The sequence below is a fragment of the Micromonospora sp. CNZ285 genome (genome assembly GCF_004637285.1).
Window position 1 is genome coordinate 4,347,630 of record NZ_SPQD01000001.1, and the last position, 14,466, is coordinate 4,362,095.

Genomic DNA, 14,466 nt, shown 5'->3' on the forward strand with positions numbered 1-14,466 from the left:
TCCGCCAGGCGCACACAGAGTCTCTGGAAACCAAAACTGCAACCCGGCCAAGGTATCACGGATTCGTGCGCTGCGGGAGATCCCCCGGGATTTCCGGCACGGCGGCCACCAGACCGGCCAGTCCCTCCGCGTCGAGCAGGTCGGCCGGACGGACGGTGGCGGAGTCCCGCACGTAGTGGAACGCCGCGCCCACCCGGTCCACCGGCACCCCGGCCAGTTCCGCCCAGGCCAGCCGGTAGACCGCCAGCTGCACCGCCGCCGCGTCGGCCTCCCGGCCGGACGGCTGCCGCCCGGTCTTCCAGTCGACGACGTCGTACCGCCCGCCCGGGCGGGCGAACACGGCGTCCATCCGGCCCCGGACCACGACGCCGGCGATGACGGTGGCGAACGGCACCTCCACCTCCACCGGCACCCGGTCGGCCCACTCGCTGGCCAGGAAGCGCTCCTGCAACTCGACCAGCGCCTCGTCCGGGGCCGCGTCCTCGTCCGCCGCGCCGGGCAGCTCGTCCACGTCGAGCAGCCGGTCCGCGCCGAAGCGCTGCTCCAGCCAGGCGTGGAACGCGGTACCGCGCCGGGCGTACGGGTTCGGCTCGGTCGGCATCGGGCGGCGCAGCGTCCGGGCCAGCGCCTCCGGGTCGCGGCGCAACGCCACGAGCTGGGTCACCGACATCTGGCCCGGTAGCTCGACCTCGACCGCCTCGGCCTGCCGGGCCAGCTCCGCCCGCTCGGCGAGCAGCAGATCGGCCTCGCGCCGCCAGCGGGCCACCTCGGCGTCCTCCGCCGCTCCCGCGGTGGCGAGCACTGCCGCCTCGCGGCGGGCCGTCTCCGGGTCGGCCAGGTGACGGCGGACCAGGGCCGCCGCCTCGGTCAGCGCCGGCCGGCGGGCGCCCAGCGGGTCGGCCGGCCACTCGGCCCGCAGCACCGTCTCGGTGGTCGGGTTCACCGCGTCCCCGGCCGGCTCGGGCGTCCACGCGTCCACCACGTGCCCGTCCGCGCCGGCCAGGCAGGCGTCGTGCACCTCCCGCAGGAACACCGACGGGCCGCGGAACCGCTTGGTCCCCTCCCCCCACCAGTAGCCGGAGCAGAGCAGCAGCCGGCGAGGGCGGGTCACCGCCACGTACGCCAGCCGGCGCTCCTCCCGCTCGTCGTGCGCCCGCCAGTCGTCGGTGAACTCGGTCAGCGCCCGGGCCACCCCGCGCTGGTCCTCCGCCTCCGGCAGGGCCAGCTCGGGCAGCCCGTCCGCGTCGCCGCGCAACGGGAACGGCAGCACACCCAGCCCGCCCAGCCAGTGGTCGGAGTTGCGCACCGGCCCCGGCCAGACGCCCCGGGTCATCCCGGCGACCGCCACCACGTCCCACTCCAGGCCCTTCGCGGCGTGCGCGGTGAGCACCTGCACCGCACCGGCCACCACCTCGACCTCGCCGGGCGCCAGCCCGCGCTCCTCGTCCTCGGCGGCAGCCAGGTAGGCGAGGAAACCGGCGAGCGTGGCGCCGGGCGTCTCACCGCTGAACCGGGCCGCCACGTCGCCGAGCGCGTCCAGGTGGGCGCGGGCCAGCCCGGCGTCGCCCGCGCCGGCCCGGCCGGCCCGGACCGCCACCTCGACGTCGAGCCCGATGGTCCGCTCGATGTCCGCGATCAGCTCCGGCAGCGACTGGTCCAGCCGGTAGCGCAGCAGCGCCAGCTCCATCCCGTACGAGCGCAGCCGCGCGTAGCCCTCGGCCGAGTACGCCTGCGCCGGCCCCAGGTCCGCCAGCGCCTCGACGAGCGTGGCCTCGTCCAGCGCGTCCACGGTGATCTCCGGGCCCTCGTCGCCGGTGAGCTCGCGGCGGCTGCGGGCGATCGCGCGGGCCCGGCGGTGCAGGGCGACCAGGTCACGCGGGCCGATCCGCCAGCGCGCGCCGGTGAGCAGCCGCAGCAGCGCCGCCCCGTCGGTCGGATCGGCGAGCACGCGCAGCGTGCACACCACGTCCCGTACCTCAGGGGTGTCCAGCAGCCCACCCAGGCCGACCACGTCGACAGGCAGCCCGCGGGCACGCAACGCCGCCTCGATCGCCGGAATCTGGCTGCGCAGCCGCACCAGCACCGCAGTGGTCGGGCGACGGTCGGCCGGGATGTGCTCGGGCAGCGCGCCGGGCATCCCGGCCGCGCCCCGCCAGGCCGCCAGCACGCTGTCCGCGATCCAGTCGGCCTCGTCGGCGTACGTCTCCAGCAGCGCGCAGTGCACGGTGCCGCCGGCCTGCCCGCCCGGCGTGCGGTGCGGGATCGGGTCGCGGACGCTGAGCGCGGCGTGCAGTTCCGGCACCCGCGCGCCGGCCGCCCGCAGCGGCACCGACAGCGTGTTGGCGACGCCGAGGATCTCCGGCCGGTTACGCCAGCTCGTCGTAAGGCTGAGCACGTCGGCGGGGCTGCCGTCGGTGCGGGCGAACTCGGCCGGGAACCGGTCGAGCGTGCCGGCGCTGGCGCCGCGCCAGCCGTAGATGGACTGGCACGGGTCGCCGACGGCGGTGACCGGGTGGCCGCCGCCGAACAGCGCGTTGAGCAGCACCACCTGGGCGTGGCTGGTGTCCTGGTACTCGTCGAGCAGCACCACCCGGAACCGGTCCCGCTCGATCACGCCGACGCCGGGATGGTCGCGGGCCACCCGGGCCGCGCGGGCGAGCTGGTCGGCGAAGTCCATCGCCTCGAAGTCGTCCTTGCGCCGGGCGTACGCGCGCACCAGCGGCAGCAGCTTCAGCCGGGTCCGCTGGAGCTGGAGCGCCTTGCGCACGTCGGCGTAGACGCGGCCCGGCCGGGACTGCACGTCGGCGAAGAACCGGCCGGTCCAGGCGGCCAGCTCGTCCGGGTCGACCAGGTGCTCGTCCAGCTCACCGGCGAGCGCCAGCACCGCGTCGGTGATCGTCGACGGCATCCGGTCCACCTCGGACATGTCGCCGTCGTAGTTGCGTACCAGCAGGTCGACGAGCTGCCAGCGGGACGCCTCGGTGAGCAGCCGGGTGGTCGGCTCGTACCCGGCGCGCAACCCGTGCTCGGTGACGATCCGCCCGGCGTACGAGTGGTACGTGGACACGGTCGGCTCGCCCGCCAGCGGGTCGTCGTGCGGATCCCGCCCCTGCCGGCCGAGCCGCCGGATGAGCTGGTCGAGCCGGGTCCGGACCCGGTGCGCCAGCTCGCCTGCCGCCTTGCGGGTGAAGGTGAGGCCGAGGATGTGCTCGGGGCGTACGTAGGAGTTGGCGACCAGCCACATCACCCGCGCGGCCATCGTCTCGGTCTTGCCCGAGCCGGCGCCCGCCACCACCAGCAGCGGCTCCACCGGCGCGGCGATGATCGCGGCCTGCTCCCGGGTGGGCGCCGGCAGCCGCAGCAGCCGGGCCAGCTCGACGGGCGTGTAGCGGGGCCCGGCGTCGGCGGTGCGCGGCGCGGGCGTGGCGGAGGCGCCGAACAGCGCCGGCTGAACACTCACGGTGCGGTCTCCGGTGGCGGCTCGACCACCTGGCGGCCCTGGCCGGAGACTGGGCAGCTGGTGCGTACCGGGCAGACCCGGCACTTGGAGTTGGCCACGGCGGCGAACGTCGAGGCGGCCATCGTGTCGGCGGTACGGCGCACCAGCGCGGTGGCCCACCCGGCCTCCGGACCCTCCCCGGCCGCGGCCTGGGTCTGCTCCTTGGCGTCCCGCGCGCCGGTGCCGAGCTGCACCAGCGCGGCCCCGCCCGGTTCCTCGCCGAACTCGGCGAACCCGCCCGCCTCCACGGCCGCCTGGTACGCGCCGAGCTGCGGATGCTCGGCCACCTCCCGCTCGGTGACCGCCGTCGACTTGCCGGTCTTCAGGTCGATCACCACGAGCCGCCCCTCGTCGTCGACCTCCAGCCGGTCGACCCGGCCGGTCAGCTCGATCGGGCGGGACGGGTCGTCGAGGCGGACCGCGAACTCGTGCTCGATCGCGAGCAGCCGGCGCGGGTTGCCGGCCAGCCAGCGCAGCAGCTTGTCCACCATCGCCTCGGCGCGCTGCCGCTCCGGACCGGCCATCCACCGGGCGGCCAGCTCGATCGCGTCGAACCGGGCGGCCACGTACTCCAGCAACGCCTCCCGGTCGACGCTGGCGTCCTCCGCGAGCATCGCCGCAGCGTGCACCAGGTTGCCGACGCCCTGCGCGGCGCTCGCCGACCCGCTGCCGCCGTGCCGTTCCAGCAGCCAGCGCAGGCTGCACCGCAACGCGCTCTCCATCGCCGACGGGGTGACCCGCACCGGCTCGCCCTCGTCGACCAGCGGCCGGTCGTCGGAGAGGCCGCGCAACCCCCACCAGTCGTCCGGGTGCGCGCCGGGCACCCCGGCGGCGGCCAGCCGCGCCAGCTCACCCGCCGCCGCGTGCCGCCGGGTGATCGGCGTGGCCGGGTCGGTGACAGCGGTACGCAGCTCCGCCACCAGCGCGGACAGGGTGAGCCCACGCGGCGGCAGGGTGACCGGGAGCGCGGCGGACGGCCCGTCCTGCGGATGCTCGTCCCCGTGCGGCGCCGGCCCGTCCGCGGTGCCCCCGCGCGTGGCCGTACCTGTCGGGCCGTTCCCGGTCGGTCCGTTTCCGGTCGGGTTCGGGCCGGTCGGGGCGGTGCCGCCTCCGCCGGTGGCGGGTGGGTCGGCGGCGGCCAGCTCGTGCAGGAAGCGGCTCGGCTGCTCCTCGTGGTCGTCCCCGCCGACAGCGGCAGACGCGACAGCGGTGACCAGCAGCCGCCGCCGGGCCCGGCTGATCGCGACGTGGAACAGTCGCCGCTCCTCGTCCAGCAGCGCCGACGTCTGCCCGACCAGGCTGGCCCGCAGCCCGGCGCCGTCGGCGCGACCGGCGAGCACGTCGACGAGCCGCTCCGAGCCGAGCAGGCTGCCGCGCAGACGCAGGTCCGGCCAGACGCCCTCCTGCACCCCGGCGACCGCGACCAGATCCCACTCCAGGCCCTTGGCGGCGTGCGCGGTGAGCAGGCGTACCGCGTCGCCCCGGTCGGCGGCGGCGGCGAGCGTGTCGGCGGGCAGCTCCTGCCCGAGGACGTGGTCGAGGAACACCTCGGTACGCGCGCCGGGCAACCGGTCGGTGAACCGGGCCGCCGCGTCGAAGAGGACGAGTACGGCGTCCAGGTCACGGTCGGCGGCCTCGGCCCGCCAGCGCTGGGCGGTCTCGTGCTCGCCGGTGGCCGCCCGCCCCCTGGTGATCACCCCGGACCAGCGTTCGGCCAGCCCGCTCTCCCGCCACACCGCCCAGAGCACGTCCTCGACTGTGGCGCCGGGCCGGCCGGCCGTCTCCCGAGCGGTCGCGAGCAGGTGCGCCACGGCCTGCGCGGGGGCCGCCCAGCGGCGCTCGATGGTGGCCAGTTCCGCCGGGTCGCGCAGCGCCTCGACCAGCAGCTCCCCGGACGGACGGCGGTCGCCGCCGGCCAGCGCCAGCGCCCGTAGCCCCTGGCGCAGCCGCCGCTCGGCCAGCGGGTCGGCCCCGCCCAGCGGGGAGTGCAGCAACGCGACCGCCGCCTCCTCGTCCAGCCGGTCGGGTTCGAGCGCGCAGCGCAGCAGGAGCAGCAGCGGAGCGACCGCCGGCTGGAGGTGCAGCGGCAGGTCCTCGCCGTGTACGACGGTCGGCACACCCGCGGTGTGCAGCGCGCGCCGCAGCGACGGCAGTTGCCGGCCGGTGGAGCGGACCAGCACCGCCATCCGGGACCACGGCACGCCGTCGAGCAGGTGCGCCTCGCGCAACGCGTGCGCCAGCCACGCCGACTCGCTGGTGGCGGACCGGAACGTGCGTACCTCCACCGTTCCGGCCGGCGCGCCGGGAAGCGGGCGCAGCCGCCGGTGCGCCGCCGGGCCGCGCAGCCGCCGGGCCAGCCGGGCGGTGGCCGCGAGCAGTTCCGGCCCGGCACGGTACGAGGTGGTAAGCGTGACCTGGGCGGCAGGCGCACCGGAGGCGGTGCGGAAGCGGTGCGGGAACGTGGCGACGCCCGCCGGGTCGGCGCCGCGGAACGCGTACGTGGACGAGTCCGGGTCGGCGAACGCGACGAGGGACCGCCCGCCTCCGGCCACCACGGCGAGCAGGTCGAGCTGGGCCGGGTCGGTGTCGGCCAGCTCGTCGACGTACACGTGGGCCAGCCGACGGCGCTCGGCGGCGAGCAGCTCGGGATCGTCGAGCAGCATGCCGGTGGCGGCGCGCACCAGCTCCGCCGGGTCGTACGCCACCGAGCCCCGGTTGCTCACGTCACGCAGGGCGAGCACGGCGACGTACTCCCGCAGGAAGCGCGCGGCGGCCGGCCAGTCGGCGCGGCCCAGTTTCTCGCCCAGCCGAGCCAGCTCGACCGGGCCGACGCCGCGCTCCGCGGCACGCATCAGCAGGTCGCGGAGCTGCTGGGCGAACGCCCGGGTACGCAGCGCGGGGCGCAGATCCTCCGGCCAGCCCACCGGGTCGTCGCCGGGCTCCTCCCCCACCACGTCGAGCAGCTCGCGGATGATCAGATCCTGCTCCGGGCCGGTGAGCAGCCGGGGCGAGGGCTCGCCGCGCTCGGCCGCCGCGCGGCGCAGCAGCCCGAAGGCGTACGCCGGGAACGTACGCACCAGCGGCTCGCGGACGACCCGGTGTCCGTCGCCGGCGATCCGCGCCTCGATCCGGTGGCGCAGTTCGGTGGCGCCGCGCCGGCCGAAGGTGAGCACGAGGATCCGCTCCGGGTCGACGCCCTCGGCCACGCGGGCCGCGACCGCCTCGACGAGCGTCGTCGTCTTGCCCGTGCCGGGACCGCCCACGACGAGCATCGGCCCGTCGATGTGCGCGACCACCTCGGCCTGCACCACATCGATCCGGCGCCCGATGGTCGTGCCCTCGGCGGCCTCGGTGGCCGGCGAAGCGGTCGACGGGTGCGGCGTGGCGGTCTGCGGGTGCGCGGCATCGCCCGCCGACCCCCCGGATCGCGGCTCCGCATCAGCCAGCCCACCGGGCCGACCCACCCCCTGCCCCGCCCCGGCGTCGTGGGTGACCCCCGCCTCCGCGCCGCCGGGCCGGCGCACCAACCGGTACGCCTGCATCACCGACATCCCACCACGCCGGTACGACACCCGGAAACCGACGTCCGCCCCGCGCGGGGTCAGGTCAGGCGGGTGTCTATCAGGTCCAGGGCAGCGGGGACGCTGTCTGCCACCAGCAGCAGGTCCAGCGCGGCCGGCTTGAGGAACCGCTGCTCGCCGAGCCCGCGGATCCAGTCGAGCAGCGGCCGGTAGAAGCCGTCCACGTCGACGATCACCATCGGCTTGGCGTGCAGGGCCAGGGTGGCTGTGGTCCAGACCTCGAACAGCTCGTCGAGTGTGCCGAGCCCGCCGGGCAGCGCCACGAACGCGTCGGACTTCTCGTCCATCAGCGTCTTGCGGCTGGCCAGGCTGTCGGTCACCAGCAGCTCGTCGGAGTCCAGGTCGGCGACCTCCAGATCGACCAGGGACTGCGGGATGACGCCGACGGTGCGACCGCCGGCCGCCCGCGCGCCCTGCACCACGGCGCCCATCATCCCGACGCAACCCCCGCCGCTGACCAGCGTGTGGCCGCGCCGGGCCAGTTCCTCACCGGTCTCGGTGGCGAGTGCCAGCCAGCGGGCGTCGAGGGTACGGGAGGACGCGCAGAAGACACAGACGTTGGCCACGGGTCAGCTCCGTCCCGCCGGGCCCTCGGGGGCGGCCTCGGCGGCGGCGCGCTGGTCGGCGGCCACCCGGGCGACCGCCTCCTCGCGGACCGCCTCCTGCTCGGCGGAGAGCACGGCCTCGGCCTCGACGATGTGCCGGACCGCCTCGTTGACGTCGTCGGTGAGGCGGATCAGGTCGAGGTCGGACGGGCCGATCTTGCCCTCGGTGGCCATGGTGCCGCGCAGCCAGTCGAGCAGCCCGCGCCAGTAGTCGGTGCCCATCAGCACGACCGGGAAGCGGGTCACCTTGCCGGTCTGCACCAGGGTGAGCGCCTCGAACAGCTCGTCCAGGGTGCCGAAGCCGCCGGGCAGCACCACGAACGCCTGGGCGTACTTGACGAACATGGTCTTGCGGGCGAAGAAGTAGCGGAAGTCGATGGCCAGGTCGACCCAGTCGTTGAGGCCCTGCTCGAACGGCAGCTCGATGCCGAGCCCGACGGAGAGGCCGCCGGCCTCACCGGCGCCCCGATTGGCGGCCTCCATCACGCCGGGACCGCCGCCGGTGATCACCGCGTAGCCCGCCCGGGCGAGGGCGCCGCCCAGCTCCTCGGCCATCCGGCACTCCGGGCTGTCCGGCTTGCTGCGGGCGGAGCCGAAGACACTGACCGCCGGGGGCAGGTCGGCGAGGGTGTCGAAGCCCTCGACGAACTCGGAGAGGATCCGCAGCGCGCGCCAGGCGTCCTTGGTCTTCCAGTCGCTGCGTCCCCGGGAGTCGAGCAGCCGCTGATCGGCCGTACTCGTCGGAATCGCCCGGTTGCGCAGCGTCACCGCACCGCGGTGCCGTTCTCCCCGGTTCCGCTCCTCCCGCCGGCCGTCCCCGGCCGACATTCCCCTGCTCTCGCCCATGGGGTCACCGTAGTAGAGCGACTCCGGCGCGGCGCGCAGGCCCGGGAGCCGGAGAAATCTTTGGGATCCGGGCAACTAATTCGGTCGCACGTACGTCTTACTATTCACATACCCGGTATACCCCGGGCGACGCGCCTTCGGGGGAGGAGCCAGCGTTGATCAGTAACAGCGAGATGATCCGGATCCGCCGTCAGATGCAGCGGCGGATCCGTGACGTGGTGGCCGAGCGCCGCCGCGCCCGGATGATGGAGACCCACCGGTCCGACCTGACCGGCGAGACCGGCGAGGCGGAAGCACCCCTGACGACGACCGTCTGACGATCACCGGGGCCCGCGCGGCGGGCGCGGGCCCCGGATCGTCGCGCGTCAGGCCGGGGCCAGCCAGCGGTGCAGCGTCGCCGCGCCGTCCCGGATCTTGGTCAGTTCGACGTGCTCGTCCTTGTGGTGCGCCAGGTTCGGGTCGCCGGGGCCGAAGTTCAGCGCCGGGATGCCCATGGCCGCGAACCGCGCCACGTCCGTCCAGCCCAGCTTGCCGATCGGCGCGGCGCCGACCGCCGCCAGGAACTCCTGTGCCGCCGGGCTCTCCAGTCCGGGCGGCGCACCGGCCGCCGCGTCGGTGACCTCCAGGTCGAAGCCGGCGAAGACCTCGCGCAGGTGCGTCTCGGCGCCCGCCGGGTCGCGGTCCGGGGCGTACCGGTAGTTGATCTCGATCTCGCAGCGGTCCGGGATGACGTTGCCGGCCACCCCGCCGGTGATCCGCACCGCGTTGAGGCCCTCGCGGTAGTCGCAGCCCTCGATCGTCACCCGGCGGGCCTCGTACGTGGTCAGCCGCCGCAGCACCTCGCTCGCGCCGTGGATGGCGTTCACCCCGTGCCAGGAGCGCGCCGCGTGGGCCCGCTCCCCGTGCGTGGTGACCACCGCCCGCATGGTGCCCTGGCACCCCGCCTCGACGATCCCGTACGTCGGCTCCAGCAGCACCGCGAAGTCGGCCTCCAGCCACTCGGGGTGGCTCTGCGCGACCAGCGTGAGGCCGTTGTACTTCGACTCGATCTCCTCGGCCTCGTAGAAGAAGTACGTGACGTCGTAGCGCGGGTCGGGCAGCGTCACCGCCAGGTGCAGCGCGAACGCCACCCCGGACTTCATGTCGGACGTGCCGCAGCCGTACATCAGGTCGCCGCGCATGGTCGAGGGGAAGTTGCCGTTGAGCGGAACGGTGTCCAGGTGGCCGGCGAGCACCACGCGCTGTGCCCGGCCCAGGTCGGTACGGGCCATCACGGTGTTCGAGTGCCGGTAGGTGGTCAGGTGCGGTACACCGCGCAGCACCTCCTCCACGCAGTCGGCGATGGCCTTCTCGTTGAGGGATACCGACTCGATGTCGACCAGGGCGCGGGTGAGCGCCACCGGATCGGCCAGGACCTCGGGGGTCAACGGGTTCTGCATGTCTCGCACGGTACCGTCATCCTCGGTGGGCGCGAGGGACACGTGCCGCGCCCCCGGCCGCGAGCAGCGGCGGACGCCGCCGCCGGAACGAGAGGTGACATCGTGACGTCCGCACCATCCGCCTGGGGTATCGGCCTGGCCACCGTCACCGCGCAGGACCAGGTGCTCGACACCTGGTACCCGACCGGCAAGCTGGGCCTGGGCGAGCTGCCGCTGGTGCCCGGCGAGGACCGGGCCGACGTGCTCGACCTGCCGCCGGGCGCGATCGGCGAGCGGGCGCTGCCGGGGTTGCGCACTGTCGAGGTGACCACGGTGATCGGCTCGCTGGACGACCCGATCAAGGACGCCGCCGACGCGTACCTGCGGTTGCACCTGCTCTCCCACCGCCTGGTGCGACCAAACGAGCTGAACCTCGACGGCATCTTCGGCAAGCTGGCGAACGTGGCCTGGACGTCGGCCGGGCCGTGCCCGCCGGAGCGGGTGGACGAGCTGCGTGTGATCGAGCGGGCCGCCGGCCGCCACCTGTCCGTGTACGGGGTGGACAAGTTCCCCCGGATGACCGACTACGTGGTGCCGTCCGGGGTGCGGATCGCCGACGCGGACCGGGTCCGGCTCGGCGCGTACCTTTCCTCCGGCACCACTGTGATGCACGAGGGCTTCGTCAACTTCAACGCCGGCACGCTGGGCACCTCGATGGTCGAGGGCCGGATCGTGCAGGGCGTGGTGGTCGGCGACGGCTCCGACATCGGCGGTGGCGCCTCGATCATGGGCACGCTCTCCGGCGGCGGCACGGAGAAGGTGCGCATCGGTGAGCGGAGCCTGGTCGGCGCGAACGCCGGTGTCGGCATCACGCTGGGCGACGACTGCGTGGTGGAGGCCGGCTGCTACATCACCGCCGCCTCGAAGATCACCCTGCCGGACGGCCGGACGGTCAAGGCCCGCGAGTTGTCCGGCGTCGACGGGCTGCTGTTCTGGCGCAACTCGGTGACCGGCGCGCTGGAGGCGAAGCCCCGTACCGGCCAGGGCATCACGCTCAACGCCGCGCTGCACGCCAACGACTGAGCCGTTCCCCCGTCCGGGTCCGCGACGGCCGTCGCCGCGCGGACCCGGACGGCCGGCTCACCGCAGGCGGTACGCCTGGATGATCCGCTGGGTCACGGTGTTGCCGGCGTCGTCACGGGCGGTGGCCCGCAGCGACGCGTACCCCGGGCCGGCCGGGTGCCGGACGGTGGCCGTCCACGCCCCGCCCTGCTTCTTCAGCGCCGCCTTCTGCCAGGTCTTGCCACCGTCGTAGGAGACGTCGACGGTGAGCGCAACGACCCGGCCGGACGGCGCGCCGGGCTGGCGCTGCACCGTCACCGGCACGGTGAACGTCCGGCCCGCCGGGGCGGAACTGTCCACCGCCAGCGGCGGGGTGAACCGGACCGCCATGGCCGGAAGCCGGGCCGGCACGTCACCCGGAACCCGCTTGGAGCGGAACGTCCAGCTCGCCGAGACCTCGGTGCTCAGGTCGGTGAAGCCGCGCGTCGCCGTGGTCTCCAACCGGTAGTTCGCCGTTCCCGGCGGCAGCGTGAACTCGCCGTACCCCGGGTAGGGCGACTCGGCGAACAGCTTGCCGTTGCGGTAGAGCCGCGTCTGCTCGGTGTCGTTCAGCGAGCCGCCCGGGTGCCCGGCCGCGTCGCTGTGCACCGGCAGCGAGACCACGAGGGTGTCGCCGGTCCGGGTGATGCCCTGCTCCGGCCACTGCGGCTGCGGAAACGACGGACCGAACGGGGCCTTGTTCCACTCGTCGCGGTAGGTGTGACCGGACCGGTAACGGGTCGGCCCGGACTCCAGCACCGCCCGCGGCTGCAACCAGCCGTCCTCGTCCCGCTCACCGAAGGCCAGTTCGACGCTCCAGCGGGTCCGGCTGGTGGTGAGGTGGTCGATCCGCTTGCCGGGCACCTGGACGGGCAGGATGACCGCCGAGCCGCCCATGTTGTAGTCGGGCTCCGCGTACACAACCAGTTCGTTGTCCATCCCGGCGTATCCGGCGGCGAACCGGTTGGCGACTGTGGCCAGGTCGGCGGGCCGGTAGTTCCGGACGAAGCCGGTCGGGAAGCGGCCCGGGAACAGCTCGTTCAGTCCGTAGAAGTACGGGCTGCGCTCGGGCGCGGTCGGCTCGGCCCACTGGCTGGCGAGCGAGCCGACGAACACCTTGTCGGAGACGCTACGGCCGACCTGGGCCGAGTAGAGGCCCTCGAACCTGTCGGTCCAGAGCCCGAAACTGGCGTAGTAGTCGTCGAATCCCCAGGCCGCTGTGACGTCGATCAGCAACGGCGCCGCGCCGCGTTGCGGCACCGTGGTGCGCACCGGCTTCGCCCGCCGGGCGTCCAGCGCGAGCCGCTGGTTCCCGGTCACCACCAGCTCCGGCTGGGCGAGGAAGGAGACCTCCGACCAGCCCTGGTCGCCGTCCACGAAGATCAGGCTCTGCACGCCGTACCGGCCCTTGGGCACCCGGAGCCGGGCCTCGCCGTCGGCGTCGTACACGTCGCGGTAGCTACCGTCGTCGAGCCCGAGCAGGCTCGTGTAGTAGCCGTCGGTCAGGGCGCCGGAGCGGTTGCGGTGCGTCACGGTCAGGTCGTAGCTCTCCACCTCGCGGTCGACCGCGAGCGGGGTCACCGCCACCGCGTCGCCGGCGCGGGCGAGCAGGCGGCCCGTCCAGTAGCCGTCGGCGCCGCCGAGCCGGGTGTCGATCACCACTGTCACCTGGGCGCTGCCGCCCGCCGGAACGGTGAGCCGCGAGGTGCTGAGAGTCAGCATGCCGGCCGGTGCGATCCGCCCGCCCGGTCCGGTGAACCGGGTACTGAGGTCCAGCGTGAGCGGGGCGGTCCCGCCGTTGCGGTAGGTGACGGTCCGGCTGATCGGCTGGTCGTCGGTGTGCGGCCAGGTCGCCACGCCGAACGAGACGGACGCGGGTTCGCTCGTCACCTGCTGGGTGATCGCGCGAGCGACGTCGACCCGGCCCGCGCCCTGCTGGAACGCGGTCTGCTCCGGGTGCGGCTTCGCCGAGGCCATCAGCGTCGCCTTGTAGCGCTCGGGCGCCCAGCCGGGGTGCTGCTGGGCGAGCAGCGCGACCGCGCCGGCCACGTGCGGGGCGGCCATCGACGTGCCGGACAGCGAGGCGTACCGGTCCCCCACCGGGTCGCCGATCTGGCCGTGCGCGGCCCGCGCGGCCACGATCTCCACACCCGGCGCGGTGATGTCCGGCTTGATCGCCCCGTCGCCGACCCGGGGACCGCGGCTGGAGAAGTCGGCGAGCGCGTCGTCCCGGTCGACCGCGCCGACCGCGAGCGCGGCGTCGGCGGTGGCCGGCGAGCCGACCGAACCGTCGGCGCCGTCGTTGCCGGCGGAGATCACGAACAGCGTCCCGTGCTGCTCGGTGAGCGTCCCGACCGCCTCCTCCAGCGGGTCCACCTCCGGGGTGTCACCGCCGCTGAGGCTCATGTTGACCACCGTGGCGTGCTGCTCGGCCGCGGCCCACTGCATGCCGGCCAGGATGGCCGACTCGGTGCAGCCGTAGACCTCGCAGACCTTCCCGGACAGCAGCGTGGCGTCGGGCGCCACGCCCCGGTACTTCCCGCCCGAGGCGGCGCCGCTGCCGGCGATGGTGGAGGCCACGTGCGTGCCGTGCCCGACGATGTCGTCCGGGTCCGCCTCCTCGGTGAAGTTGCGCGACTCGGCGACCTTGCCGGCCAGGTCCGGGTGGCTGAGGTCGACGCCGGTGTCGAGCACCGCGACCCGCACGCCCTTACCGGTCCAGCCGGCCGCCCACGCGGTCGGCGCGCCGATCTGCGGCACGCTGTGATCGAGAGTCAGCCGCCGCCGGCCGTCCAGCCAGATCCGGTCGACACCCCCCGCCGCGTCGAGCCGGGCACCGGAGCGGTCGGCGCTCACCGCCTTCCAGAGCGCGCCGGTGTCACCCTTGTCGGCGACGACCGCCGCGCCGGCGATCGCCGGCAGGTCGCGGGTCACCCGCGCGCCTGCGAGCGGGGCCGCCGTCCGCCGGGCCACCCCCGGCCGGTACGTCACGAGCAGCGGTACGCTGCCGCGCCGCGCGTCGTCGTACCCGGCCTCGATCAGCCCGCTCACGTCGAACAGGCGCCGGTCGAGCTTGCCGGCGCGGACCAGCGGGAGCGCGTCCTGCGGCAGCACGGTGAGCCGGTCGCGCTCGCGTCCGACCAGGAACTGGATGCCGGCGCGGCCGGCGCCGGGGCGTACCGCGGCACGGCCGCCCGAGGCGACGGTGACCCGGTCGCCGGTGATCAGGGTGACGGTGACCGGGTGGACGCCGGCCGGGGCGGACGGCCCGGTTCGGGCGGACGGGCCGGTCGGCGCCGTGGGCGCGGCGGCCAGCGCGGGCACCGGCAGGCCGAGCGCCAGCGTCAGGCCGAGGCCGAACGCCGTCAGCTTTCTGCGGTTCCGGAGCAACCTTCCTCCTTCGTCGAACGTTTCAT

General features: G+C 74.8%; 8 protein-coding genes. 2 read left to right on the forward strand and 6 right to left on the reverse strand.

Features of this window, described 5'->3' with window-relative positions:
- Nucleotides 1-55 precede the first annotated feature (55 nt).
- Genes CLT75_RS19700 through CLT75_RS19715 form a run of 4 tightly spaced genes read right to left on the reverse strand, consistent with a single transcriptional unit; the run spans nt 56 to nt 8,513 of the window.
- Nucleotides 56-3,460, reverse strand: a complete 3,405-nt coding sequence (locus CLT75_RS19700; protein ID WP_135241933.1) for an ATP-dependent DNA helicase — start codon at nt 3,458-3,460, stop codon at nt 56-58.
- Nucleotides 3,457-7,041 carry an ATP-dependent DNA helicase gene (locus tag CLT75_RS19705; RefSeq protein WP_135244067.1) on the reverse strand — a complete coding sequence of 1,195 codons (3,585 nt, stop codon included), beginning with the start codon at nt 7,039-7,041 and terminating at the stop codon, nt 3,457-3,459. The genes CLT75_RS19700 and CLT75_RS19705 overlap by 4 nt, the downstream gene beginning before the upstream one ends.
- A gap of 59 nt (nt 7,042-7,100) precedes the next feature.
- Complete coding sequence (locus tag CLT75_RS19710; protein WP_013288424.1) at nt 7,101-7,646, reverse strand: LOG family protein; 546 nt, start codon at nt 7,644-7,646, stop codon at nt 7,101-7,103.
- 3 nt (nt 7,647-7,649) lie between these two features.
- Nucleotides 7,650-8,513: an LOG family protein gene (locus tag CLT75_RS19715; RefSeq protein ID WP_486485355.1), complete on the reverse strand. Its 864-nt coding sequence runs from the start codon at nt 8,511-8,513 to the stop codon at nt 7,650-7,652.
- Nucleotides 8,514-8,686: 173 nt separating this feature from the next.
- Between CLT75_RS19715 and CLT75_RS32705 the strand changes: the two genes are divergently transcribed.
- On the forward strand, nt 8,687-8,848 hold the full coding sequence (locus tag CLT75_RS32705; RefSeq protein WP_013288426.1) for a hypothetical protein: 162 nt from the start codon (nt 8,687-8,689) through the stop codon (nt 8,846-8,848).
- A 48-nt stretch (nt 8,849-8,896) separates the two neighbouring features.
- Here the strand turns inward: CLT75_RS32705 and dapE are convergent, their stop codons facing one another.
- On the reverse strand, nt 8,897-9,970 hold the full coding sequence (dapE, locus tag CLT75_RS19720) for a succinyl-diaminopimelate desuccinylase (RefSeq protein WP_135241935.1): 1,074 nt from the start codon (nt 9,968-9,970) through the stop codon (nt 8,897-8,899).
- 102 nt (nt 9,971-10,072) lie between these two features.
- Here dapE and dapD point away from each other — a divergent pair, with 102 nt between their 5' ends.
- Nucleotides 10,073-11,032, forward strand: a complete 960-nt coding sequence (gene dapD / locus CLT75_RS19725; protein WP_135241936.1) for a 2,3,4,5-tetrahydropyridine-2,6-dicarboxylate N-succinyltransferase — start codon at nt 10,073-10,075, stop codon at nt 11,030-11,032.
- 57 nt (nt 11,033-11,089) lie between these two features.
- Here dapD and CLT75_RS19730 read toward each other — a convergent pair whose 3' ends face one another.
- Nucleotides 11,090-14,440, reverse strand: a complete 3,351-nt coding sequence (locus tag CLT75_RS19730) for a S8 family serine peptidase (protein ID WP_135241937.1) — start codon at nt 14,438-14,440, stop codon at nt 11,090-11,092.
- Between the last annotated feature and the right edge of the window lie 26 nt (nt 14,441-14,466).

Bases quoted from the DNA above. Each gene is read 5' to 3' on its own strand.
- CLT75_RS19715 (WP_486485355.1), bottom strand. From the start codon at position 8,513: ATGTCGGCCGGGGACGGCCGGCGGGAGGAGCGGAACCGGGGAGAACGG.
- dapE (WP_135241935.1), bottom strand. From the start codon at position 9,970: ATGCAGAACCCGTTGACCCCCGAGGTCCTGGCCGATCCGGTGGCGCTC.
- CLT75_RS19705 (WP_135244067.1), bottom strand. From the start codon at position 7,041: ATGCAGGCGTACCGGTTGGTGCGCCGGCCCGGCGGCGCGGAGGCGGGG.